At 71.4% G+C, this 20,828-nt stretch carries 22 protein-coding genes, 1 tRNA gene and 3 pseudogenes; 13 read left to right on the plus strand and 13 right to left on the minus strand.

Translation table 11 applies throughout. The features are described 5' to 3' along the window. Positions 1-27: 27 nt before the first annotated feature. Together dusB and ACFPL3_RS09665 are read right to left on the minus strand one after the other, a co-directional pair. A complete protein-coding gene (gene dusB / locus ACFPL3_RS09660; protein WP_343942727.1) occupies positions 28-1,164 on the minus strand; it encodes a tRNA dihydrouridine synthase DusB in 1,137 nt (378 codons plus the stop codon). A gap of 21 nt (positions 1,165-1,185) precedes the next feature. Continuing rightward, positions 1,186-1,647 (minus strand): superoxide dismutase family protein, encoded by a 462-nt coding sequence (locus ACFPL3_RS09665; protein WP_343942726.1) that lies wholly within the window; start codon positions 1,645-1,647, stop codon positions 1,186-1,188. A 321-nt stretch (positions 1,648-1,968) separates the two neighbouring features. Here ACFPL3_RS09665 and ACFPL3_RS09670 point away from each other — a divergent pair. Then, positions 1,969-2,044, plus strand: a tRNA-Lys gene (locus ACFPL3_RS09670). A gap of 35 nt (positions 2,045-2,079) precedes the next feature. Here the strand turns inward: ACFPL3_RS09670 and ACFPL3_RS09675 are convergent. Next, a complete protein-coding gene (locus ACFPL3_RS09675; protein WP_343942725.1) occupies positions 2,080-2,448 on the minus strand; it encodes a tyrosine-type recombinase/integrase in 369 nt (122 codons plus the stop codon). Positions 2,449-3,124: 676 nt separating this feature from the next. Between ACFPL3_RS09675 and ACFPL3_RS09680 the strand changes: the two genes are divergently transcribed. Further along, complete coding sequence (locus ACFPL3_RS09680) at positions 3,125-3,922, plus strand: class I SAM-dependent methyltransferase (protein WP_343942724.1); 798 nt, start codon at positions 3,125-3,127, stop codon at positions 3,920-3,922. Between the two features lie 999 nt (positions 3,923-4,921). On the opposite strand, the gene ACFPL3_RS09685 is transcribed toward ACFPL3_RS09680, so the two are convergent. Then, entirely contained in the window at positions 4,922-5,323 is a 402-nt protein-coding gene (locus ACFPL3_RS09685; protein ID WP_379588755.1) for an alpha/beta fold hydrolase, read from the minus strand. 273 nt (positions 5,324-5,596) lie between these two features. Next, entirely contained in the window at positions 5,597-6,088 is a 492-nt protein-coding gene (locus tag ACFPL3_RS09690) for a TetR/AcrR family transcriptional regulator (protein WP_343942722.1), read from the minus strand. A 23-nt stretch (positions 6,089-6,111) separates the two neighbouring features. Here ACFPL3_RS09690 and ACFPL3_RS09695 point away from each other — a divergent pair, with 23 nt between their 5' ends. Beyond that, positions 6,112-6,357 carry a cupin domain-containing protein gene (locus tag ACFPL3_RS09695; protein WP_343942721.1) on the plus strand — a complete coding sequence of 82 codons (246 nt, stop codon included), beginning with the start codon at positions 6,112-6,114 and terminating at the stop codon, positions 6,355-6,357. Positions 6,358-6,418: 61 nt separating this feature from the next. Here ACFPL3_RS09695 and ACFPL3_RS09700 read toward each other — a convergent pair whose 3' ends face one another. Together ACFPL3_RS09700 and ACFPL3_RS09705 are read right to left on the minus strand one after the other, a co-directional pair. Beyond that, positions 6,419-6,988: an alpha/beta hydrolase gene (locus tag ACFPL3_RS09700; RefSeq protein ID WP_343942720.1), complete on the minus strand. Its 570-nt coding sequence runs from the start codon at positions 6,986-6,988 to the stop codon at positions 6,419-6,421. Further along, a pseudogene (locus tag ACFPL3_RS09705) lies at positions 6,871-7,449 on the minus strand (alpha/beta hydrolase); the annotation flags it as partial. The gene ACFPL3_RS09700 and the pseudogene ACFPL3_RS09705, both read right to left, overlap by 118 nt. A 170-nt stretch (positions 7,450-7,619) precedes the next feature. On the opposite strand from ACFPL3_RS09705, the gene ACFPL3_RS09710 reads away from it, so the two are divergent. From ACFPL3_RS09710 to ACFPL3_RS09720, 3 genes and pseudogenes are all read left to right on the plus strand, one after another. Continuing rightward, positions 7,620-8,933: an MFS transporter gene (locus ACFPL3_RS09710; RefSeq protein ID WP_343942719.1), complete on the plus strand. Its 1,314-nt coding sequence runs from the start codon at positions 7,620-7,622 to the stop codon at positions 8,931-8,933. Between the two features lie 185 nt (positions 8,934-9,118). Then, positions 9,119-9,220: pseudogene (locus ACFPL3_RS09715) on the plus strand (DNA-binding response regulator); the annotation flags it as partial. A gap of 307 nt (positions 9,221-9,527) precedes the next feature. Further along, positions 9,528-9,878: a cupin domain-containing protein gene (locus ACFPL3_RS09720; protein ID WP_343942718.1), complete on the plus strand. Its 351-nt coding sequence runs from the start codon at positions 9,528-9,530 to the stop codon at positions 9,876-9,878. Between the two features lie 77 nt (positions 9,879-9,955). Here the strand turns inward: ACFPL3_RS09720 and ACFPL3_RS09725 are convergent, their stop codons facing one another. After that, positions 9,956-10,531 (minus strand): dihydrofolate reductase family protein, encoded by a 576-nt coding sequence (locus tag ACFPL3_RS09725; RefSeq protein WP_343942717.1) that lies wholly within the window; start codon positions 10,529-10,531, stop codon positions 9,956-9,958. Between the two features lie 237 nt (positions 10,532-10,768). Here ACFPL3_RS09725 and ACFPL3_RS09730 point away from each other — a divergent pair, with 237 nt between their 5' ends. Beyond that, the gene (locus tag ACFPL3_RS09730; protein ID WP_343942716.1) at positions 10,769-11,164 is read left to right on the plus strand and encodes an ester cyclase; all 396 of its coding nucleotides are present in this window, start codon (positions 10,769-10,771) and stop codon (positions 11,162-11,164) included. A gap of 62 nt (positions 11,165-11,226) precedes the next feature. Here ACFPL3_RS09730 and ACFPL3_RS09735 read toward each other — a convergent pair whose 3' ends face one another. Further along, positions 11,227-12,498, minus strand: coding sequence for a TIGR03618 family F420-dependent PPOX class oxidoreductase (locus ACFPL3_RS09735; RefSeq protein ID WP_343942715.1), 1,272 nt, complete (start codon positions 12,496-12,498; stop codon positions 11,227-11,229). Between the two features lie 54 nt (positions 12,499-12,552). Here ACFPL3_RS09735 and ACFPL3_RS09740 point away from each other — a divergent pair, with 54 nt between their 5' ends. The 5 genes from ACFPL3_RS09740 (at position 12,553) to ACFPL3_RS09760 (ending at position 15,461) form a co-directional block, all read left to right on the plus strand. Next, positions 12,553-13,212, plus strand: a complete 660-nt coding sequence (locus ACFPL3_RS09740) for a TetR/AcrR family transcriptional regulator (RefSeq protein WP_343942714.1) — start codon at positions 12,553-12,555, stop codon at positions 13,210-13,212. Positions 13,213-13,570: 358 nt separating this feature from the next. Next, a complete protein-coding gene (locus ACFPL3_RS09745; protein WP_343942713.1) occupies positions 13,571-13,774 on the plus strand; it encodes a MerR family transcriptional regulator in 204 nt (67 codons plus the stop codon). Between the two features lie 50 nt (positions 13,775-13,824). Then, a complete protein-coding gene (locus ACFPL3_RS09750; protein WP_343942712.1) occupies positions 13,825-14,304 on the plus strand; it encodes a hypothetical protein in 480 nt (159 codons plus the stop codon). A 41-nt stretch (positions 14,305-14,345) separates the two neighbouring features. Next, positions 14,346-14,756 carry a VOC family protein gene (locus ACFPL3_RS09755; protein WP_343942711.1) on the plus strand — a complete coding sequence of 137 codons (411 nt, stop codon included), beginning with the start codon at positions 14,346-14,348 and terminating at the stop codon, positions 14,754-14,756. Positions 14,757-15,131: 375 nt separating this feature from the next. Next, positions 15,132-15,461, plus strand: a complete 330-nt coding sequence (locus ACFPL3_RS09760) for a hypothetical protein (RefSeq protein ID WP_343942710.1) — start codon at positions 15,132-15,134, stop codon at positions 15,459-15,461. 71 nt (positions 15,462-15,532) lie between these two features. Here the strand turns inward: ACFPL3_RS09760 and ACFPL3_RS09765 are convergent, their stop codons facing one another. The 3 genes from ACFPL3_RS09765 to ACFPL3_RS09775 all read right to left on the minus strand — a co-directional run bounded on the left by ACFPL3_RS09765 (position 15,533) and on the right by ACFPL3_RS09775 (position 17,686). Next, entirely contained in the window at positions 15,533-16,267 is a 735-nt protein-coding gene (locus ACFPL3_RS09765) for a dienelactone hydrolase family protein (protein WP_343942709.1), read from the minus strand. A gap of 184 nt (positions 16,268-16,451) precedes the next feature. After that, positions 16,452-16,778: a TfoX/Sxy family protein gene (locus tag ACFPL3_RS09770; RefSeq protein WP_343942708.1), complete on the minus strand. Its 327-nt coding sequence runs from the start codon at positions 16,776-16,778 to the stop codon at positions 16,452-16,454. Further along, the gene (locus tag ACFPL3_RS09775) at positions 16,775-17,686 is read right to left on the minus strand and encodes an aminoglycoside phosphotransferase family protein (RefSeq protein ID WP_343942707.1); all 912 of its coding nucleotides are present in this window, start codon (positions 17,684-17,686) and stop codon (positions 16,775-16,777) included. The genes ACFPL3_RS09770 and ACFPL3_RS09775 overlap by 4 nt, the downstream gene beginning before the upstream one ends. Before the next feature lie 411 nt (positions 17,687-18,097). On the opposite strand from ACFPL3_RS09775, the pseudogene ACFPL3_RS09780 reads away from it, so the two are divergent. Further along, positions 18,098-19,117: pseudogene (locus ACFPL3_RS09780) on the plus strand (pyridoxal phosphate-dependent aminotransferase); the annotation flags it as partial. Between the two features lie 15 nt (positions 19,118-19,132). Here the strand turns inward: ACFPL3_RS09780 and ACFPL3_RS09785 are convergent. After that, a complete protein-coding gene (locus tag ACFPL3_RS09785; RefSeq protein WP_343942706.1) occupies positions 19,133-20,494 on the minus strand; it encodes an acyl-CoA thioesterase/bile acid-CoA:amino acid N-acyltransferase family protein in 1,362 nt (453 codons plus the stop codon). Positions 20,495-20,828 lie beyond the last annotated feature (334 nt).

A 20,828-nucleotide genomic window follows, 5' to 3' on the forward strand; every position in this document is an offset into this window, starting at 1 on the left:
GCTGCGGGGTTTACGGACCGCGCCCGGTCATCCGCCCGAATGCTCCAGTTCCGCGCCCAACGGCACCGACGGGTCGTCCGGGTCGTCCAACCAGTGCTCGGGGAGCACGACGCGGCCCGCCGACCCCTGGCGCCCGCGCGGACCGTCGGCCTCGGCCGGGAACGGGATGGCGGGGTCGAGCTGGGCGAGCAGCTCGTCCAGCTCGTCGAGGCTGCTCACCAGGCCCAGGCTGCGGCGCAGCTCGGACCCCACCGGGAAGCCCTTGAGGTACCAGGCGATGTGCTTGCGCATGTCGCGGATGCCCTTGTGGTCGCCCATGTGCTCGATGAGCAGCTCGGCGTGCCTGCGCATGGTGGCGGTGACCCGGCCCAGGTCGGGCGGCTCCGGCAGCGGCCTGCCCGCGAACGCGGCCTCCAGGTCGCCGAACAGCCACGGCCTGCCCAGGCACCCGCGTCCCACGACGACCCCGTCGCAGCCGGTCTGCGCGACCATCGCGAGCGCGTCGGACGCGCTGAAGATGTCGCCGTTGCCGAGCACGGGCAGCTCCGCGGGCATCGCGTCGCGCAGGCGCGCGACCGCCGACCAGTCGGCGGTGCCCGAGTAGCGCTGCGCGGCCGTGCGCGCGTGCAGGGCGACGGCGGCGACCCCGGCGTCGGCGGCCCGGCGTGCCGCGTCGAGGTAGGTGTGGCGCTCGTCGTCGATGCCGATCCGCATCTTCACGGTGACCGGCACCGATCCCGCGTTGTCGACCGCTGCGCGCACGATCCGTTCGAACAGCTTGCGCTTGTACGGCAGCGCCGCCCCGCCACCGCGCCGCGTGACCTTGGGAACGGGGCAGCCGAAGTTCATGTCGATGTGGTCGGCGAGGTCCCGCTCAACGATCATCCGCACGGCGAGGCCCATGGCGGTCGGATCGACCCCGTAGAGCTGCATCGACCGCGGGTGCTCGTCGGCATCGAACTCGATCATGCGGAACGTCAGCGGGTTCTTCTCGACGATGCCCCGCGACGTGATCATCTCGCAGACGTAGAAACCCGCGCCCTGCTCCCGGCACAGGCGCCGGAAGCCGGGATTGGTGATGCCCGCCATCGGTGCGAGGACCACCGGGGTGTCGGACACGAACGGTCCGATGCGCAGCGGATGGGCGACGGTCGGGGCACTCACAGGGCCCCATTGTCCCCGACGTCAGAAGTCGGCGGAGATGCAGGCGACCCGGCCGCCCGCGTCGCCCGCCCGCCCGGGCTCGGACGACGTCGGGTCGGTGTGGATGACGACCGACCTCGGACGCCGGTCGGGCGGGAACGTCCAGGCGACCGTGGACTCGGCGCTGCCCGCCCCGGTCTCGTCGGTGGTGAGGTCCAGCCAGATCTCGTTCTGCGCGTTCGCGAACGTGGGGTCGACGCTGGGCTGCACCGGGTCCGGCGCGTACTGGAAGTGCGGGCCCGCCGCGTCGGGCTCGTCGCCGCACGGCTCGGTGTGCACGTGGGCGCCGTACACGCGGTTCGGCTCGAGCCCGCGCGCCGCCAGCATCACCGTGGTCGTGCCCTCCCCGGACCGCGACTGCACCGCGCCCCGCGCACCCGCGGGCACCAGCTGCTCGTCGTAGGTGACGGCCGGTCCGCCACCGCGCTGGAAGGTCTCACTCACCTGGATGCTGTGCCCCGACGTCACCGACGCCGCCGGGCGCACAGTGGCTTCCGGGCTGGCGCAACCGGCCATGAGCAGGGCACCGACCACTGCGGGGAGGACGTGACGTGGGCGCATGTTCCTCAGAATGAGTGGTCGCTCAGCGTCGCGAACACTGACCCTGCGTTACGACAGGCGAGGTACCAGCAGGGTGTCGAGCCGTGCCCCTGCGTGTCCGGCACTGGGCCATTGGGGCGCACGGGCGCCCACGTCGCGCCGCGGGCGCGTGGGTCGCGGTGATCGCCGGGGTCCAGGTCACCTCCGGCTACGCTGGGGAGCCACGGGCCTCTAGCTCAATCGGCAGAGCAGCGGACTTTTAATCCGCGGGTTCAGGGTTCGATCCCCTGGGGGCCCACCAGACCCGCTGGTCACGAGCTCGCCGGTGATCTCGGATCAAGATCCAGGGACACTTTTGGGACTCTTTTCGTCCGCAGGCACGCCGAACAGCCCCTCGAGTACCTTCGCTGTCCACCGGTCCGTGAGCCGGCGGCCGAGGTAGCGATCCTGGGTCATGCTGACCTTCGCGTGCCCGAGCTGATCGCTGATCTTGCGGGTGGACACGCCCGCGTCATCGAGGAAGCTCGCCACCGTCTTGCGCAGCGTGTGGCTGACGAAGCCCTCCAGCTCCAGCTCGTCGCGCACCTCTCGCCACACCCGCCGGACGTTCGATGGATCCCGCCAGTTGCCGAGCGAATCGGGGAACACGGCCTCCACACTCGGGCCGATCGCCAGCCGCGGCGCTTCAACATCGCGACCGCCCACGACGGCAACGGGATCAGCCGCTCACCCTTCCGCCCGCTCTTCGTCGACGGCAGCCGGAGGAGACCCACGCCGGTCCGCCGGACGAGCCGCCACCGCACGTCGACCGCCGCACCGTCGAGGTCGACCTCAGACCAGCCGATCGCCAGGGACTCACCGATGCGATACCCCGTCGCGAGCATCATCAGCGTGAGGTCCGGCAGGTCCCAGTCGTTCGCCTTCTTTCTGCTCCGGACAGCGTCCAACCACCGCTGCCGCTCCTCTGCGGGCGGTGCTCGTGGCGGCCGAGCAGGCGTGCTGTCGATCCGAGCGACCTCCCGGACGGGGTTGGATGCCTTTGGCGTGCACCTGCGTCCGAACCGGACCACGTGCGCCGGCCGATCCAGGTCCTCGCACGCTCATCGAAGGTGGGCAACAGTTCCCGGGTGTCCGGGTCGACGAACGCCTTGGCGCGGTCGTCCCAGCGGGGCAGGCGACCACGGTGCGGTTCTCCACCGGGCGGCGGGGGAGGTTCGGCGCGTCCTGCCGCCGCCGAGCCGAGCGCTTCACCACCGGCCGGTCTGGCGGGTCAAGGCGCCGCCTCCGGCGGCGCGGGGCCGGCCGCACCCGCCGAGCGTGTGCCGCGCACCAAGACCGAATCCGATGGCAAGATCGTCAGGAACCGCTACGGTCGCTACGCATGAACGAACGTGCCGAGCTCGTCGCGCACTACTCCGCCGCCGACGAACAGGCCCGATTGACGGCCACCGAGTCCCTCGAGCTCCTGCGCACCCGGATCATCCTCAACCGGGTCCTCCCCCCGGCACCGAGCGCGATCCTCGACGTGGGCGGTGGCGCCGGTGTCTACGCCTCGTGGCTGGCCGATCGCGGCCACTCGGTCCACCTCGTCGACCCGGTGCCCAAGCACGTCGAGCAGGCCGCCGCGGTCGGCACCTTCACCGCTGCGGTCGGGGACGCGGTGGCTCTGGAAGCCGCCGACGACTCCTACGACGCGGTCCTCCTCCTCGGGCCGCTCTATCACCTCGTCGAACGAGCCGACCGGCTCCGTGCACTCCGCGAGGCCCGTCGCGTAGCCCGTCCCGGCGCACCTGTCGCCGTCGCCGCGATCTCCCGATATGCCAGCACGATGGACGGCTTCTACCACGGGCTGATCGCCGACAGCGCCTTCGTCGAGATCCTCACCGAGGACCTCCGGAGCGGTCAGCACCGCAACCCGGACGACGACCCCCGGTACTTCACGACGGCCTACTTCCACACCTGCGCAGATCTCCGCGACGAGGTGGTGGAGGCCGGTTTCGAGGACGTGGGCGTCCTCCCGGTCGAAGGCATGCTCGCGTGGGCTCCGGACCTCGCCGGCCTGCTCGCCGATCCCGAGGTGCGGGACCTCGCACTGCACTGCCTCGAACAGGCCGAGACCGATCCGGCGGCCACTGCCGCGACGCCTCACCTGCTCGCCGTGGCGCGTGCTCCGAAGTAGTTCCGATCCCCCTCGGCCGAGGATGATCCACGTCTCCACGGTGGGGCGCCTACGGCGCCCTTGCGATGGGGCAAGCGCCAACCTTGCCCCCACCGCTCCGACGAGCAATGCGGCCAGGACGAGGGGGACAGGGGGAAGAGCGCGTCCGAGCGCGAGACTGCCCGCCGGTATCGAGCGGATCTCCCGAGTACTGTCCGTCGCGGGTGCTCGTCCTGGGCGCGGGCAGATTCGCGCTCGGCCGTGACTCACTCGGGGTCGGTCGGCGGCCGGCCGCGGAGGAAGTCGCGCGGGGAACTTTGGGACACGAAACGCCCGCGGCGGACCCCGAACGACGCCAGTGATCTCGGCGGGGCCGATCCGGAATCCCCAGCTCAGTGGTGGTTACGGCAGTCGACCGTAAGCACTGCACCAGACTCCGCGGGTTCAGGGTTCGATCCCCTGGGGGCCCACCAAACGTCCTGCTCATGGGCTTGCTGGTGATCTCGGATCAAGATTCGCGGACACTTTTGGACTCTTTCGTCGCCTGGCACCCCGAACAGCCCCCTCCGCACCTCCGTCGTCTGCCGGTCTGTGGCCGACGACCGAGGTAGCGATCCTGCGGCATGCTGATCTTCGCGTGCCCGAGCTGATCGCTGATCTTGCGGGTAGCCGCGTCCGCATCGTCAAGCGCTGGTCAGAGGGCTTGGTTCGCCGCATGAGCTGCGACGTTCGCCAGGACCTTGGCGACCAGGTCGGGGCATTCGCGCCACGGCTGGTGACCGGCCCCGGGCAACTCGTGAAAGTCTGCCTGCGTCAGAACGGACGCGAGCGTCCGTGGGCCATCGATCGGTCGAGGATCGCCGCTGCCGTGGATGATCCAGACCGGCGGAGCCGCTGCGCTCCAGCGCGACTGCTCGTCGGACTCGCTCCAGGCGCCAGTTTCGGCGCTGAGGGCTCGGTTGCAGGCGAGGTTGAGCCGTAATGGAGTCTCGGCGTCGGCGCGAGCCCAGTCCCGGGCTGTCATCGGGTCGACGAAGTCCGGGAGCCAGGAGAGGATGCGCCACTCGACTTCCTCGTCCCATGAGCGGTCCTGTTGCGCCAGCTCATCAAGTCGACGGGCTTCCGCGTCGCTGAGCCGATGGCGCTTGCGGGCCACGTACGTCGACCGGTTGTCTTCCACCCGAGGCCGACGCCGCTGCAGTAGACCAGGCCGGACACTCTGTCGCCGTGAACCGCGGCGTATTCGAGGCCAAACGTGGCCCCGAAGGAGTGGCCGAATACGTACCAACGCGCGTACCCGAGGTGCTGGCGCAGCTCGTCCAGGTCCGCGACGTAGCTGACCAGGCTGTAGTTCTCGCTCGCTGGGGAGCGGCCACAGCCGCGCTGGTCGTAGCGATGAGTTCGGAACGAGTCGGACACCATGTCGGCAACGGGACCGAGGTAGTCCTACATGCCTGCGCCACCGGTTCGGTGCGCCGGCGGCCCGACGGCGCACGAGCATCGCCACCGCCCAGGTTGGCAGCTCCAACTTCCGGAACCGAGTGCAGCCCAAGTCATCGCGGACGCCTCGCCGATCCGCAGACCCGTCGCGAGCATGGAGTCGGTGAAGTCGACCAGGCCCCAGTCCCGGCAGCGCTGATCGGCGTGCAACTTCGCCCGAAGGCCGCGCGCCTCGTCGACGCTCAGGGCGCGGGTCTAGCTCAGGCCGGCTGCGGCGCACGCAATCCGGTCGAGTTCGCGGTGGGCGAAGCCGGCGAACCTGCGATAGGTCGGGCTCGCGGCCCAACGCGCGTACGCCGCGCCGAACGCCGCGGTGCCGGCCAGTCCGGCCAGCTCGGCCGTCCCGCCCGCGACGCCCCGAGCCTGCAGCGCTGTGGTCATCGTCTGGGCAAGCGCTGCGCGCTTGAGCACGGCGCGCTCGTGCAAGGTCGCCGAAGAAGCGATCAGGCGTTGACGGGTCGCGGCGTGATGGTGCCGGTCGGCGTCGAAAACGGGGTCGACGGCGAGGACCGCGGCACGCACGAGCTCGAGCGGCGAGGCACCTGCCGCGCTGTCCGCGATGGTCTGCCGGAAGGTGTTGGCGAGCAGGTCCTGGCCCCAGAACAGCACCTCGGGCTTGTCGAGAAAGTGGCGAAAGAACGTCGCCTTGCTCAGTCCGGCACGGCTGGCGATCTCGGCGGTCGACACCGCCTCGAACCCTGGAGCGGCAGATGCCCGGCGTGATGGCCTCCATGGAGCCCGACGGCTCAGGGATGCACACCACCGACACGATGGACTACCTCATGGTCGTGCACGGCGAGGCGACGCTCGAACTCGACGACGGCGAGCGAGTCGTGTTGCGGGCAGGCGACGTGGTCGTCCAGAACGGCACCCGGCACGCATGGCGCAATTACGGCATCGAGCCCTGCACGCTCGTCGCTGTCTCGGTCGGCGCGGGCCGCACGACAACCCGTTAGTCCAGTGTGATTTCAGTTCGTCACCGACGACCAACGTCTGATCGGGCCGTGCAACGCGTTCCTACGCCGACCTGCGATCGCCGAAAAGTAGGACGCGCCCGAGCCAGTCCTCCCGTGCGGCCCGGGCGGCGACGGACACCGGTGCGTGCGGGGCGAAGAGGTCGAACCCGTGGTAGCCGCCCGCCCAGATGTGCAGCTCGGCCTGGGTTCCGCAGGCCCAGAGCCGGGAGGCGTACTGGACGACCTCGTCGCGGAACACCTCGGCCGACCCGGCGTCCAGGTAGGTGGGCGGCAGGCCGGACAGGTCGGCGGCTCTGCCGGGGGCGGCGTAGTGGCTGATGTCGTCACGGTCGGCATGGCCTTCGCCGAGCACCGCGTTCCAGGCCCAGGCGTTGTTCTCGGCCGGCCAGCCGGCGAACGGACCCTCCGTCGCGGCGTATTGCCGGCGGACACCGTCGCGTTGCGGTCGTCGAGCATCGGGCAGATCAGGAGCTGCGCCGCCGGGGCAGGACCGCCCCGGTCCCGGGCCATGAGCGCGGTTCCCGCGGCCAGCCCGCCGCCCCCGGAGATGCCCGCGAGAACGATCCGGTCCGGGTCGATGTTCAGTGAGCGGGCGTTCGCCGCCACCCATACGAGGCCGGCGTAGCAGTCCTCGACACCGGCCGGGGCGGGGGCTTCGGGGGCTCGCCGGTACTCGGGGCTGATCACGACGAGCCCGAACCGGCGGATCCACCGGAGAACGTGCAGCTCCCGGATGTTGCCGGTCCGGTCGCTGAGCACCATCCCGCCGCCGTGGAGCATCAGCAGCACGGGGGGCGTGCCCGTGCTGTCCGCCGGTCGCAGCACCATCAGCTCCAGGTCGCCGCCGGGCCCCCGGACCCGGAGATCCTCGCGGACGACGCCCGCGTCGCGCAGCGCGTCCTCGAACACGGCTGGGTCGGGCACGGTAGCGCGCAGGTCCTGGATCGTGTGGTCGTTCAGCAGCGGGAACGGGGGAAGGGCGGCCAGCGTCTCCTCGAGCTCCCGGTCGTACCCCGGACGCGCCACGGGATCGGCCATCGCCCCTCCCAACTCGACTCGAGGAACGATCATCCTGCGGCGCGAGGATCCCCGCCGCCCACTTCTTCCAGGAAGAACTTCGGCGCTCCGGGCATCCGGGCGTGGACATCATCGCCGGGCTGCGGCGCCCGGGCGTCGGTCTCCCGGGAGCGCACGCCGTCGACCCACGACGGCGGTCGCCGATGAGTTCGAAGGGGAGCTCGATGACTTACACCCCCCACCAGGTCCGCCTCGGTGCACCTGACCGCAAACCGTCCCGCCGCCGGACCCTCGCCCTGGTCGCGGTCGGCAACGTGTTCGAGTGGTACGACTTCACGGTCTACGGCTTCGTCGCCCCGCAGATCGCCAAGACGTTCTTCCCCGCGGCCGATCCCTTGGCAGGGCTGCTCTCGACCTTCGTCATCTTCTTCGTCGGCTTCCTCGCGCGGCCCATCGGTGCGCTGGTCTTCGGCTCGCTCGCCGACCGCGTCGGCCGCAAGCCGGTGATGCTGGTCTCGATGTCGCTGATGGCGGGCGGAGCGCTGATCATCGGGTTCGCACCGGGACATGCGACCGCGGGAAGCCTGGGCACGGTCCTCGTGGTTCTCGGCCGACTGGTCCAGGGCCTCTCCGCGGGTGGCGAGCAGGGCGCAGCGGGGATCTTCCTCGTCGAGTGGGCCGGCCCGAGGCAACGAGGCTTCTACGGCAGCTTCCTCAACTCCGCCGCCACGACCGGCGTGCTGCTGGGGGCACTGCTGACCGCGGCCCTCAACACGGTGCTGGGGGCGAGTGCGATGGCCGAGTGGGGGTGGCGCATCCCCTTCTTCGTGGGTGCGGTGCTCGCCGTCTTCGTGCTGGTCGCCCGCCGCAGGGTCGAGGAGACGCCGGTGTTCAGGGAGCTACAGGCGGCGCACGAGCAGGTCGGGGCCGCGGCCGTCGACGCGCGCAGCGGGAACGGCAAGGCGTTCTTCATCGCCTTCGGCCTGATCGCCCTGTGGGCGACGACGACCGGCGTCACCCTCACGTTCATGCCCACGTTCGCCTTCTCCATCGTCGGGGTCGACGGCGCGGGTGGGCTGTGGGCGACGGTACTGGGCTCGGCGATGACCGCAGGCCTCATCCCCGTGGGCGGATGGGTCTCGGACCGGGTCGGCCGCCGACCGATGTTCCTCTTCACCGCCATCGGATACCTGGTGCTCACCGTCCCCCTCTTCGCGTTGATCGTCGAGACAAAGGCGTTCTGGTCGGTGCTCCTCCTCGAGTTCGTCCTCGCCTTCTTCTCGGCCGCGATCGGCGGTACGGCGGTCGCGACGATCGTGGAGCTGCTCACCGGACGACGCCGTGGCCTCATGGTCACGATGACCCTCGCGCTCGGCGTGACGATCTTCGGTGGGCTCGCGACCTACGCCTGCACCTGGCTGATCAGCGTGACCGGCCAACCCCTCTCCGTCGTCTACTGGGTCCTGGGCCTCACCGTGATCACCCTCGTCGCGGCGATCTTCATCCCCCGGGACCTGCACCTGCGGAAGCTGGCCTGACCCGCCGGGGCCGCTACCGGCCGATGCGAAAACGCATGCGGGTGGCCGTGTCGACGTGGCCCTCGCCGAAGGTCTCCCAGTCGTGCGATGCAGGTTCCGCTCCTTGCCGGCTGCCGGTCCCCACCATGAACAGCACGTCGTCGCCGTCCCGCTCCACCCAGACCAAAGACTGCTGCGGCGTGCGCCTCAAGACCCACATCGGCCGTCTTCTGATCAAGCTCGAAGCGCGCGACCGCGCCCAACTCGTGATCGCGGGATACGAAGCAGCCCTCGCCAACGAGCGGTAGGCCGGACCTCTGGGCTCCGCCCGGACCCGGCACCGCTTCGGAGATCAGGGAACGGCGGTGATTCTCCTCTCGGCGCCCACAAGGGCAGCCGCACCGGCCCGCACCGGCCAAGGCCAAGCCGCTCCGCGGTGCCTCCGGCAACCCTGACTGGCACGACCCGGCCCGGCAGGGAAGGACCCGCGCTGCGAGGAGATCACCTGGTTGCAGGCCTGTTGCTGAGCTGATGCCGGGTGCGGGCTGTGGGTAACGGTGTCCGCGGCCGTGCCGACCCCAGACCATCAGACCTTGAGTGAGGGAATCAGCAGCCATGAGCGACGATCCGACGATCACGAACCCCGAGCTCTACAAAGTGATCTTCGAAAACGACCGCGTTCGTGTCCTGGAGTACCGGGATCGTCCGGGCGACAAGACCCAACCGCACCGCCATCCCGACAGTCTGATGTACACGCTCAGCGCCTTCCGGAGGAGGATCGCTTCCGCTGGGCGGCATGTGGAGGTAGAACTCCAACCAGGGCAAGTTCGGTGGGTCGGCGCACAGGAACACTCCGGGGAAAATGTCGGTGACACCGACACGCACTCGATCTTCGTCGAACTCAAGGATCCGCAGCCGAGGGACTTCGCGCCCTCGGACGCTCCGCCGGGCCCCAGCGTCGGCTGAACGATTGCTGGCTGGCCAACTGCCTGGAATTGGGGCTCCGCCCGTCGTGCGGTTACCCTTGTACGCCGCTGCCGCGATCAGGCAACCCATGTATCCGACCGCCATGCGCTCGGTCCGGAGCGAACCGGGCAGCACATGATGTCCGAGTGCATCGGGGCAGCAATGAGCTCAGCCTCTGCGCACGACCCGGTACCAGTGCGCGGACTCCCCGGCGAGGGGTTCCAGCGACACCTGCGAACCGCCCGGCAGTCGAAGAGGCGTGTTCCGTCCCCGAGCAGCACCGGCGCGATGAACACGAGCACCTCGTCCAGCAGGCCGGCCTCGATGCACTGGCGGGCGACGTTGGCACCCAGGACGTTGACGTAGCGATCGCCCGCGGCGGCGCTGGCCTCGGTCACGGCGGTCCGCAGGTCGCCCACGAACGTGATGCGGTCGACGGGTACGGCCGGTGGCTCGTGGGTCAGCACGAACAGGGGCCCGTGATACCGGCCTCCGAACGCGCCTTCCCGGTCGGTGCCCTCATTGGGATCGCCGCCGCTGAAGGTCCCCTTGCCGCCGAGGATCGCGCCGATCTGCGTGAGAAGCCGGTCCGGGGTGGGGTTCGGCGCCGCCAGGGGCTCCTCCGCCGGCCGGGCTCCGCCCGGACCCGGCACCGCTTCGGAGATTCACCACCGGGGCGGGGTCATGGGGGAGAAGCCCCGCGGGGCATCCGCCGATGACCGACCCGATGCATCGGCGGGTTTGCCGGGCCAGCGCGGCACCACGACGACCTGACCGCGGCGAGCCTGTCCGAGGTCGGACGTCTGGCCCGTGGAGTAGCGGCTGGGGGGCGTCGTCCGAGCGTTGTCGGACGAAGGAGGCCACCGGTGACTGCAGAGCAGAACCGAGCGGTGCTCAGCGCCGCCGTCGCAGCTTGGAACAAGGGAGACGGGGAGACGTACCTGGAGTTGTACGACCCGTCGGTCCGGCACCACGGCCTCGGATCGGTGTCGTTCGACCAGGCAGCGAACCGCGCCTTTTACGAAGGCGTGTGGGCGGCCTTCCCAGGCAGCCGGCTCACCATCGACGACACGATCGCCGAGGGCGACCAACTGGCGGTGCGGTTCCATCTGAGCGGTGAGCACCACGGGGAGTTCATGGGCGTCCCACCGACGGGCCGCGCAGTCATCCTCAACGGCCAGACGGCGATGCGCTTCCGCGACGGCCGGGTGGTGGAGCGTTGGACGAGCAGCGACCTGCTCGGCCTCATGATCCAGCTCGGTGCCATCCCGGCTCCGGGCACCTGAAGCGACTGCATTGTCCCGGGACGTGCGGACCGGCGATCTCCTCACGGGGGCACCCGGTCCGATCAGAGCCGCCCGGCGATCCTCCCGGGCCGCACCCGGACGGCGACCACTTCCGCCCCGGAGTCGGCCTCGGGCGTCTGCTCCACGTGCTCGGCGTACGTCCGGCCGACGTACTTCAGCGTCAGCTCGTCGCGGAGCCGCTGGGTGAGCGCGGGCTCGAACGTCGCCGTGCCTCTGATCGCCGCATAACCGTAGGGCGCCTCGGGTGGGCAGACCAGCACGCTCACCCTGGGGTCGCGACGCAGGTTCCGCTCCTTGCGGCTGCCGATCCCCACCATGAACAGCACGTCGTCGCCGTCCCGCTCCACCCAGACCACGGACTGCTGCGGCGTGCCGTCGGGCTGGATGGTGGCCACCGTGGCGAAGATCGGGGAGTCGAGCACCTCGTGCAGCCGTTCGGCCGAGATCCCTGACGTGACGTAACTCTGCCGGTCCCGCCGAGGCAGCGTGGCCAGCACGCGCTCGGTCTCGACGCGCAGCCGGCGGGCGGCGGCGACGTCGAAGGTCGGACCGGTCAGCGGGATCCGCTCGTGGCGCACCCAGGCGCTGATCGGCTCGGCCGGAGGGCGGTCCAGCAGCGCGAGTATCGGCTGGATCCCCTCCTCGACCGGCCTGGCTGCCGCGCGGATGGCCTCGATCTGAGCCGCGGTACCGCTGTCGTACTCGCCGGAGAAGCTGGTGCTGACGGTGCCCGGGTTGAGCAGGGCGTAGCGGACCTTGCGCGACGGCCCGTCGTGGGCGTACCCGACGCCGAGCAGGTCGTTGAGCACGCCACCGTGCATCATCGCCGCCGTGCCGTGGTAGCCGTGCTCGAACTCGAGGTCGTGCCAGCGGATCCTCTCCGAGGTGGCCCCCGGCCCTGCGACATTGACGATGATCGGCGCCTCGGCCGCGTCGAGCAGGTCGGTCATCTCGTAGCTCATGACGTGGCGGCTCAGGTAGAACAGCGCGAGGTTGCTCTCGACGCCCTCCGCGGTGACCGCCCTGGTCGAGCGGTAGTGCCGCGCGCAGAACACGAGGGCGTCGACGGTGGGGAAGAGGGATCGGATCTCCGCGACGGCCGCCCTGGTGCCGGCGACGAGGCCGAGATCGGCGTGCACGAAGTGGGCGCGCCCGGCCGCGCCCTCCTGTGCGGCGAGGTCGAGGAAATCAGTGCCCTTGTCGGCGTTGCGCCCGACGATCGCCACCTCGTCCCCGCGCCGGAGGCAGGCGAGGGCGACTGCCCGCCCCATGCCATCGGTGCCGCCCGTGACCACAATCCGTCTTGAACTCATGAGTTCAAACTAGTGTTCGGCCGAGTATCGAGCAACTGACCATAGGATGCAGCAGTGAGCGCCCGGGGCCGGATCGACAAGCGGCAGGCGATCCTCGCGGCCGCCGGCGAGGTGTTCGCCCGCGAGGGATACGCGCTGGCGGGCGTCGACGTCATCGCGGCCGAAGCGGGGGTCGCCAAGCCGACCGTCTACAACCACTTCGGGGACAAGGAGACGCTGTTCCGCGAGGCGATCGCCGCCGATGCGGATCGCGCGCTCGCCAAGCACCTGGCCGTGGTCGCCGAGCTCAGGGACGGGAACGACCTCCGCGCGACGCTCGAGCGCGTCGGGCACCACATGCTCGTGTGCCACTGCGAGGACCGCTCGGTGGCTCTCCGGCGGCTCCTCAGCGCCGAGGTCACCCGGTTCCCCGACCTGATCGACATCGTCCGCGGGCACGCCGCGGATCGCGTCACCGAGGCCCTGGCCGACCGGCTCGCCCGGCTCGCACTGGCGGGGCGGCTGCGCAGGCTCGACCCGACCCAGGCTGCCGAACAGTTCATCGCGCTGCTCACCGGTCCGATCGAGGCCCGCTCGCGGCTCGGCACCCGGCCCGTTCCCGACGACGAGCTGTGGGCGGTCGCGAGGGCGGCGGTGGACACGTTCCTGCGGGCCTTCGGCGACCAGGCGGCCGCCCGGTCCTCGGCTCCGGTTGCGGACACTCCGGGTGAGTGACCTGGCCAGGGACTCCCTGTCGTCCAACTGGCGTCGATCGAGCTAGAGGCCGCCACGGCGTGTCCTCCGGACCCGCCGAATGGCGCCTGCCTGGGCGTTCACGTAGGCCTTCACGTACGCCCAGCCCTCCTCCGTGTCGGCGAGTCCGAATGGAGCGCGTCTCCTCCGAGTGCGACCCACCAGCGGTAGTAGCCGGCCCCTCCGCGCTGGCTCTCCACGTGCACGACTCGGCCTCGCCGGCGAGCTTCCCGCTCGAGTGCTTCCTCGTCCATCTGGCCAGTCTGGCATTGCTGGTCGTTCTGGCCAAACTGGCCACACCGGCCCGGCAGGCAGGTCGAGCCGACCTAGCGTCGAGGGCGTGCCGGACGACAAGCTGATGACCACGGGCCAGGTGGCCCGTGAACTCCGCCTGTCGCACCGGTCCCTGAACCGCTGGGCGGAGCAGGGCGTCATCCGCCCAGCGGTGGTGACTCCGGGCGGCCGTCGGCTCTGGGATCTGGAGGATCTGCGGCGCCAGATCCGGGACATGTCGTCCGCTTCCGGGGGCGGGTCGAACCTCTGAGCGTCCGGCAAGGTCCCCTACCGGAGCACGCGATCCGCCATGATCGTCGCGTGTCGCTCCTCCGCTCAGACGCGCTGACGGTGTGCCAGGACCACGGCCAGTTCGAACTGGTCACCGGCGACATGGACGACGACCTCGTCGGGCTGATCGACGCCGCGAACCACGCTGATGGCATCGCCCAGGGCACCGTGGTCCTGGTCGTGCTGTCGCCGCACCAGAACAACTTCGAGCTGGGCCTGACCGTCGAGCAGTGGAGCAGCCCGCCGCCCGACGACCTCGACGCCTGGGAGGAAGGGTTCGAAGCCTCCCTCACGGTGGGCGACCTCGGGCTGGTCTACCACTCGCCGCCCGACACCTACGTCCAGCTCGACGTCCCGCCGGGGGCCTACCGGGCTCGCATCGTCGGGCGCGGATTCGTCAACAACGGGTGGCCGGGCTCGACGACACCCGGGGACGTCTGGCGGATCCAGGTCTGGCCGTGCGCCGAGCGCATCACGCCCCGGCGGATCGCGCGGTGGCCCGCGCCGTAGCTGCCGGAATCGGTGAACGCCGGTGCTGCCATCGTATGGGCATGGCGTTCCTGCAGCTCACCGCGATCATCGTCGAGGACTACGACGAGGCGATCGCCTTCTTCACCGGAGCGCTGGGGTTCGAGCTGGCAGAGGACTCCCCGGCCCGCACCAACGACGGCCGGCCGAAGCGCTGGGTGGTCGTCCGTCCGCCGGGCGCGGAGACCGGCATCCTCCTCGCCCGCGCCGACGGCGAACGTCAGCGCGCCGCGATCGGCGACCAGCACGCCGGTCGGGTCGGCTTCTTCCTCCGCGTCGACGACTTCGACGCGAGTTACGCGCGCATGCGCGCCGCCGGCGTCGAATTCCTCGCCGAACCCCGGACCGAGCCCTACGGCCGGGTCGTCGTGTTCCGCGACGTCGCGGGCAACCGGTGGGACCTCCTCGGGCCCGCGTCCCCGTCGACGGGGTGAACCGGTGGCCCGGTGCGCCGTGTCAGGTGAATACGGATCTGACAACGAGGTCATCGGGGGTATGACCCATGAGCACGATCGATCGAATCCGGGGGATCACGCGACGGCTGGCCACGGTGCTCGTGGCGACGGCGACGTGTGGGGCGTTGGCCATCGGAGCCGCACCGGACGCCGCGGCCCGGCCGGACCCGGGTGGCGTCAGCAGCTGCCCCGACGGGTTCTTCGCGACCAGAGCGGACGACTCGTACGCGGGGGTGGCTGTCCCCGGGGATCGGGAGGCAGCCCGCGAAGTCGAGAGAAGAAGGCGGCCAGGTCCAGGACAAGCGGAACAGCAGCACCATCCCGCTGGAAGGTGAGCTCGTCGGCATCGGGTGCATGCAGCACACCGGCGGCACCGCCATCATGCGGTTCCGCTGGACCTCGCCGGGCCCGCTCGACGTCGGGTTGTTCAACTACTCGCTGATCGACTGCACGAGCGGGGTAGCGCACCGGCGGCACCTGGCCTACGAGAACGGCACGAGCCGCACGTCGGATCAAGCCGAGGAGACGTTCCAGGTGAACCCGTCCCGCACGTACCGCATGCGGATCACCGGCCAGGGCACCTACCACCGGGAACCGCGCAACCAGTTCGAGGGACTGATCGGCCACTTCGACGTCGCGCCCGACAGCGCGCCGGACTGGGAGAACGAGACGCCCTGCGTGTAGCGCAGCCGACCAGTGGCGCGGGGCGACCGCGCTCAGCCCAGCGCCCGCCGCCGCACCGCCGGATTACGACCTCACGTCAGCAGGTGCCGGACGAAGAAGTGGTTGGCGGCCTCCCCCGCCCACGGCGGGACGCCCGTGTGTCCGCCCATGTTGGCGTGCAGCGCCTTCTCCTCGCTGGCGAAGGCGTCGAACAGGTCGAGGGCCTGCTGCCGGTCGTTGTGCTCGTCGTCCCACTGCAACAAGACGTGCAGCGGGATGGTGACCTTCCGGGCCTCCTCGACCACGGCGCGGGGCACGAAGCTCCCGGCGAACAGGAGGGCGGCCGCGATGCGGGGCTCCACGGCCGCCAGCCGGACGCCGATGGAGATCACCCCTCCCGAGTACCCGACCGGGCCCGTGATCCCGGGGAGCGTGAGGAGGGTGTCCAGGGCGGCTCGCCATTCCGGCACCGCCTGGTCGACCAGGGGGAGGACGAGGCGGTCGACGACCTCGTCGGCGACCGGTTCGCCGGCCTCCACGGCTCGGCGCAGGTCGGCGCGGGCCTGCTCGGCTGCGGCGGAACGAGGCCGGTCCCCGCTGCCGGGGAGCTCGAGGGTGGCCACGGCGAACCCCGCGGCCACGGAATGCCGGGCCCGGTCCGCCAGCCGGGGATACATCCTGCTCAATCCGCCGGGGTGGCCGGCCAGGACGAGCGGGACCGGTCCGGCGGCCGAAGAGGGCGTCCACAGGATGCCGGGGACGCCGTCCAGGGTGAACTCGCGTTCGAGGACGCCGCCGTCGAGGCGTCGTTCAGCGGTGAAGCGCATGGTCGTGCCTTTCGGGAGTGCTCGGGATCGGCGCTCCCGGACGACCTATCGCCCGACCGTGACCCCTGAGGGGAGCACCCACGTCGCTGCAGCGTTCACGGGTACCACCTCCTCGATCTCCGGCACGGCTGCGCGGACGTTAGCAGCGGGTCGTGGCGGCCTGCCAGCGAATTGTGGCGCCTGATCAGGGCTCCCGACCCGGAGCCGCAGCCACCGCCTCGGCGAGCAGCGCCCGCCAACGCTCCACCCCGACCGACAGCGGCACCGCGACCCAGTTGTGCATGCGCCGCTTCCCCATGAGGGGTGTGGTGGCTTCCCCGGAGGAGAGGAGCGCCGCCGCGGAGTCCGGGGGCAGCCGCAGCGCCAGCCGCCCGTCGTGGAAGAACGCGACGTTGTGCCCGTTCGCCATCAGGCAGTCGCGGCCGAACATCGACCGCCGCCCCGATCCCGGCCGGGCCAGGTGCTCCGCGGCCAGCTCCTCGAACGCCTCGCGTGCCGTGGATCCGCTCATCGGGACCGAACCTGGTGGCCGGCCACCATCGCGGCTTCGGCCATCACCGCCGCCGCGACGCGGGCGGACTCCTCGGCCACCCACGACCCCGCGTACGGGTCGTCGATCGTGATCAGGCTCTTCCAGAGCGCCCAGCCGCGGGCCCGGGCCCACATCGCGTCGTCGGCGGGCACGAGGCGGCGGAACTCCGCGCGGCTCTCGCCCTCGAACAGGGTCCAGGCGATCACGAGGTCGCACGCCGGATCCCCGACGCCGCAGGTGCCGAAGTCGATGACGGCGCCGAGGTCGCCGCGGTCGTCCACGAGGAGGTTGCGCACGGCGACGTCGCCGTGGAACCACACCGGTGACCCGGTCCAGGTGGCCTCGAGCGCGGTTTTCCACACCTCCGTGGCCAGGGCGCCGTCGACGCGCGACCCGAGCGCGGCGATCGCCTCGTGGGCCTCGGCGTCGTAGACGCGCAGGTCACCGCCCCGGTGGAAGCAGTGGTCGCCCGCCTCGGGGCCGCCGGTCGGGTCGACGCGCTGGAGCGCATCGAGGAAGCCAGCGATGTCCCGGGCGAACGCGACGAGGTCCCGGATCCGGTCCCGGGAGGCGACCCGGCCGTCGATCCAGCGCCGCACCGACCACGGCCACGGGTACTCGTCGGTCGGCTCACCCGCGGCCAGCGGCACCGGGATCGGGAGCGGCAGGTGCGGGGCCAGGCGCGGCAGCCAGGTGTGCTCCTTCTCGACGCTCGCGACGTACGCCGCGGCGCTCGGGAGCCGGACGCTCATCGTGTCGCCGAGCCGGAACGTGCGGTTGTCCCACCCCTGGTGCTCCACCGGCACGACCGGCAGCCGGGCCCACTCCGGGAACCGGGCGGCCACCAGACGGGCGGCGAGGTCGGCGTCGATCTCGTCACGGTCCACGGCGCCATCGTGACCGGCCGTCGATCCGCCGCGCGATCGATTTCCGCCCGGCGCACAGGATCCCCACAGCTCGCGGAGAGCGCGGCTACAGCGGGGACCGGCAGGTTGATGGGCGTCGCACCGGGGCTGGGGGACCCGGACGCGGCCGGAGAAGGGACCCGCCGGTCCGTCGGGGGCGCCGGCGGGTCCCTGCGGGCGCCCCGACGGCCTACGGTTCCCGTGTGGGCGGACGCCCACGGGGGAGGGATGGGATGACCCGCACCAGTGCGAAGGCGGCCCAGTTCACCGAGTCGGTGATCCGGGAGACGTTCCGGCTGGCCGCCCAGCACGGCGCCATCAACCTCGGCCAGGGCTACCCCGACTTCCCCTGCCCGCAGGAGCTCAAGGACGCGGCGTGCGCGGCGATCACCGCCGACGACAACCAGTACCCCCATGACGTTCGGCACCCCGCCGCTGCGCGCGGCGATCGCGGAGAAGACCGCGCGGACCTACCCGGGCTGGACGATCGACCCGGAGACCGAGCTGTGCGTCACCTGCGGGGCCACCGAGGCGCTGGTGGCCGTGTCGTTCGCACTCCTCGACCCCGGCGACGAGGTCGTGCTCTTCGAGCCGTGGTACGAGAACTACCAACCGGACGCGATCCTCGCCGGCGCCGTGCCCCGCACCGTGCGGATGCACGCCCTGGACTGGACGTTCGACGAGGCGGAGCTGCGCGCGGCGTTCGGACCGCGCACGAAGGCCGTGTTCCTCTGCCACCCCAACAACCCCACCGGCAAGGTGTACGACGCACAGGAGCTCGCGCTGCTGGCCGAGCTGTGCCAGCAATGGGACGCCGTGCTCGTCGTCGACTCGATCTACGAGCACATCCACTACCTCGGCGCGGGCGGGTACCTGCCGCCCGCGCGCGTGCCGGGGCTCGAGGACCGCACGATCACCGTCAACGCGCTGTCGAAGACGTACGCCGTGACGGGGTGGCGGGTCGGGTGGACGGTGGCGCCGCCCGACCTCACGTCCGCGATCCGCAAGGTGCACGACTTCCTCACGATCGCGGCGCCCGCGCCGATGCAGGCCGCGGGGGTGGCGGCGATGGGGCTGCCCGACGCCTACTACGCCGACCTCGCCGCCCGCTACCTGCAGCGGCGCGACCTGCTCTGCGAGGCGCTGGAGTACATCGGGTTCGCGCTTCGGCGCCCGGACGGGTCGTACTACGTGCTGTGCGACTCGGCCCCGCTGGATCCGGACGGCGACGGCGTCGCGTTCGCCCGCAGGCTCATCACGGAGATCGGGGTGTCGTGCGTGCCCGCGGCGTCGTTCTGGCAGCCGGAGCACGCCGCCGACGGCCGCAGCATGGTGCGCTTCGCCTTCCCCAAGCGCCCGGAGACGCTGCACGCCGCGGTCGAGCGGCTGAAGGGTCTCACGTCGCCGCGGTGACGCGGCCGGTCACCGCTACTGCACGCGCCCGCGTGGCATCGCCGTGCGCAGCAGTTCGACGGTGGCTGCGAAGGTCTCCCGCACGGCCGCCGCGGTGGCCGCCGGGTCGCCGCCCGCCTCGACCACAGCGGGGCCGTACGGGATGGCGGTGCGGGTGGTCGGCAGGTCCGGCACCCCGCCGACGAGGTGACCGGCCCCCGGGAACTCGAGCAGGCGGGCGCCGTACGGGTTGCCTCCCGCCTCGATCGAGGAGAGCGCGCGCTGCGCCTGCGGTGCGGATGGCCACACCCCGTCGGCCTGGCCCGAGGTGAACAACACCGGGCCGGTGATCTGCTCGACGTGGACGCGGGCGGCGGCCAGCCGCCAGCGTGACGCCGCCTCGACGGCCTGCTCGTACGACTCCGCCGACTGCACGGCCTGCCCGGCCGCGGCGGACGACGCGCCGCGGGAGGACACCCAGCGCAGGAACGGCACGTCGTCGTCGGCCCTGGTCCACGACGACACCGGCGTGCCCGCGGTGGAACCGGGGGCGGGCCACACGACGTCCGACGGCGCGTGGGCCACCACGGCGGCGAACCGCGACGGCTCCGACGAGGCGAGCAGCAGCCCGTACTCGGCACCCTTCGCCGTGCCCACGACGCCGACCCGGTCGCCCGACACCTCCGGTCGGTCCGCGAGCCACCGCGCGGCGGAGAGCCCGTACTCGACGGGGATGCGGGCCAGCGAGTCGGGGAGGCCCGGCAGGCCGAAGTAGGCGAGGCCGAACACGACGTACCCCTGCGCCGCGAGCAGCGAGGCGTACGCCGGGTCGGGGCGGCCGCCCTCGCCGCCGCCGAGCAGCAGCACCCCGGGCCACACCCCGGAACCCGGGGGCAGGTACAGGTCACCCACCAGACCGGCCTCGGCGACGGGCAACACCTGGCCCGCGGGGTCGCGGACCACCCGGCGCAGCGTGGTGCTGGCGACCGTGACACCGCCGGTGTCGACGCCGAGCCGCACCACGACGTCGTCGGCGTCCATCATCGGGTAGGGCACCGGCTGGTCGTCGGCCAGCCGCATCGACCAGAACAGCCCGTGCGGGTCGACGCCCGTGTAGGTGCCGCCCGTCGACGCCGCCGTGGACAGGTCCACCTGGCCCACGCCGTCGGTGACGAACTCGCCGGACGACTCCCACGCCTGTCCCCGCCGGTCGTAGGTGCGCGCCCAGACACGCACGGCATCACCGGCGGCGAGTCCCTCCACCACCACGTCGACGGGGATCGCTATGCTCACCCCGTCCGGCGTGGCGGTGATCCGCGGCCCGGGCGCTTCATGGTGCGCGGAGCAGCCGGCGAGCAGCAGCGCCACGGCGCAGGCCATGCCGATCGACATCCGCATGAGCTCGATGCTATGCACCGGAAGTCGATCTCACCCCTGGTCTCGCACGGATGGGTTACCCCACGTGGGTGCGGCCACCCCCGCTACCAGCACCTGCTCCCCGATCGGGTGGATCGCCCGACGCCGCGGAGAACGCGGGGTGATCGGGGTCGGCGCGCGTGATCCCGTTCGCGCGACCACGGCGGGGTTGCCGGCGCCCGCGACTGCTCCTCCGGACGGCGGACCTCGTGTCCCGGCGCCGGGGCGGCATGCGATCCTGGACGGGTACGTGGTCGCTTCCCCCGGCCGCCGATCCGGTCACTGGGAGGAAGCCGTGTACAAGCCGTGGTCGTCG

This window comes from Pseudonocardia zijingensis, assembly GCF_042657305.1.
GTDB classification, from domain to species: domain Bacteria; phylum Actinomycetota; class Actinomycetes; order Mycobacteriales; family Pseudonocardiaceae; genus Pseudonocardia; species Pseudonocardia zijingensis.

What these genes read in the sequence shown, in the direction of transcription:
- ACFPL3_RS09695 (WP_343942721.1), top strand. Translation starts at nt 6,112, where the DNA reads ATGCCCGGCGTGATGGCCTCCATGGAGCCCGACGGCTCAGGGATGCAC.
- ACFPL3_RS09720 (WP_343942718.1), top strand. Translation starts at nt 9,528, where the DNA reads ATGAGCGACGATCCGACGATCACGAACCCCGAGCTCTACAAAGTGATC.
- ACFPL3_RS09685 (WP_379588755.1), bottom strand. Translation starts at nt 5,323, where the DNA reads ATGGTGTCCGACTCGTTCCGAACTCATCGCTACGACCAGCGCGGCTGT.
- ACFPL3_RS09680 (WP_343942724.1), top strand. Translation starts at nt 3,125, where the DNA reads ATGAACGAACGTGCCGAGCTCGTCGCGCACTACTCCGCCGCCGACGAA.
- ACFPL3_RS09765 (WP_343942709.1), bottom strand. Translation starts at nt 16,267, where the DNA reads ATGCGCTTCACCGCTGAACGACGCCTCGACGGCGGCGTCCTCGAACGC.
- ACFPL3_RS09755 (WP_343942711.1), top strand. Translation starts at nt 14,346, where the DNA reads ATGGCGTTCCTGCAGCTCACCGCGATCATCGTCGAGGACTACGACGAG.
- ACFPL3_RS09760 (WP_343942710.1), top strand. Translation starts at nt 15,132, where the DNA reads ATGCAGCACACCGGCGGCACCGCCATCATGCGGTTCCGCTGGACCTCG.
- ACFPL3_RS09735 (WP_343942715.1), bottom strand. Translation starts at nt 12,498, where the DNA reads ATGAGTTCAAGACGGATTGTGGTCACGGGCGGCACCGATGGCATGGGG.
- ACFPL3_RS09770 (WP_343942708.1), bottom strand. Translation starts at nt 16,778, where the DNA reads ATGAGCGGATCCACGGCACGCGAGGCGTTCGAGGAGCTGGCCGCGGAG.
- ACFPL3_RS09710 (WP_343942719.1), top strand. Translation starts at nt 7,620, where the DNA reads ATGACTTACACCCCCCACCAGGTCCGCCTCGGTGCACCTGACCGCAAA.
- ACFPL3_RS09700 (WP_343942720.1), bottom strand. Translation starts at nt 6,988, where the DNA reads ATGGGTGGCGGCGAACGCCCGCTCACTGAACATCGACCCGGACCGGAT.
- ACFPL3_RS09785 (WP_343942706.1), bottom strand. Translation starts at nt 20,494, where the DNA reads ATGCGGATGTCGATCGGCATGGCCTGCGCCGTGGCGCTGCTGCTCGCC.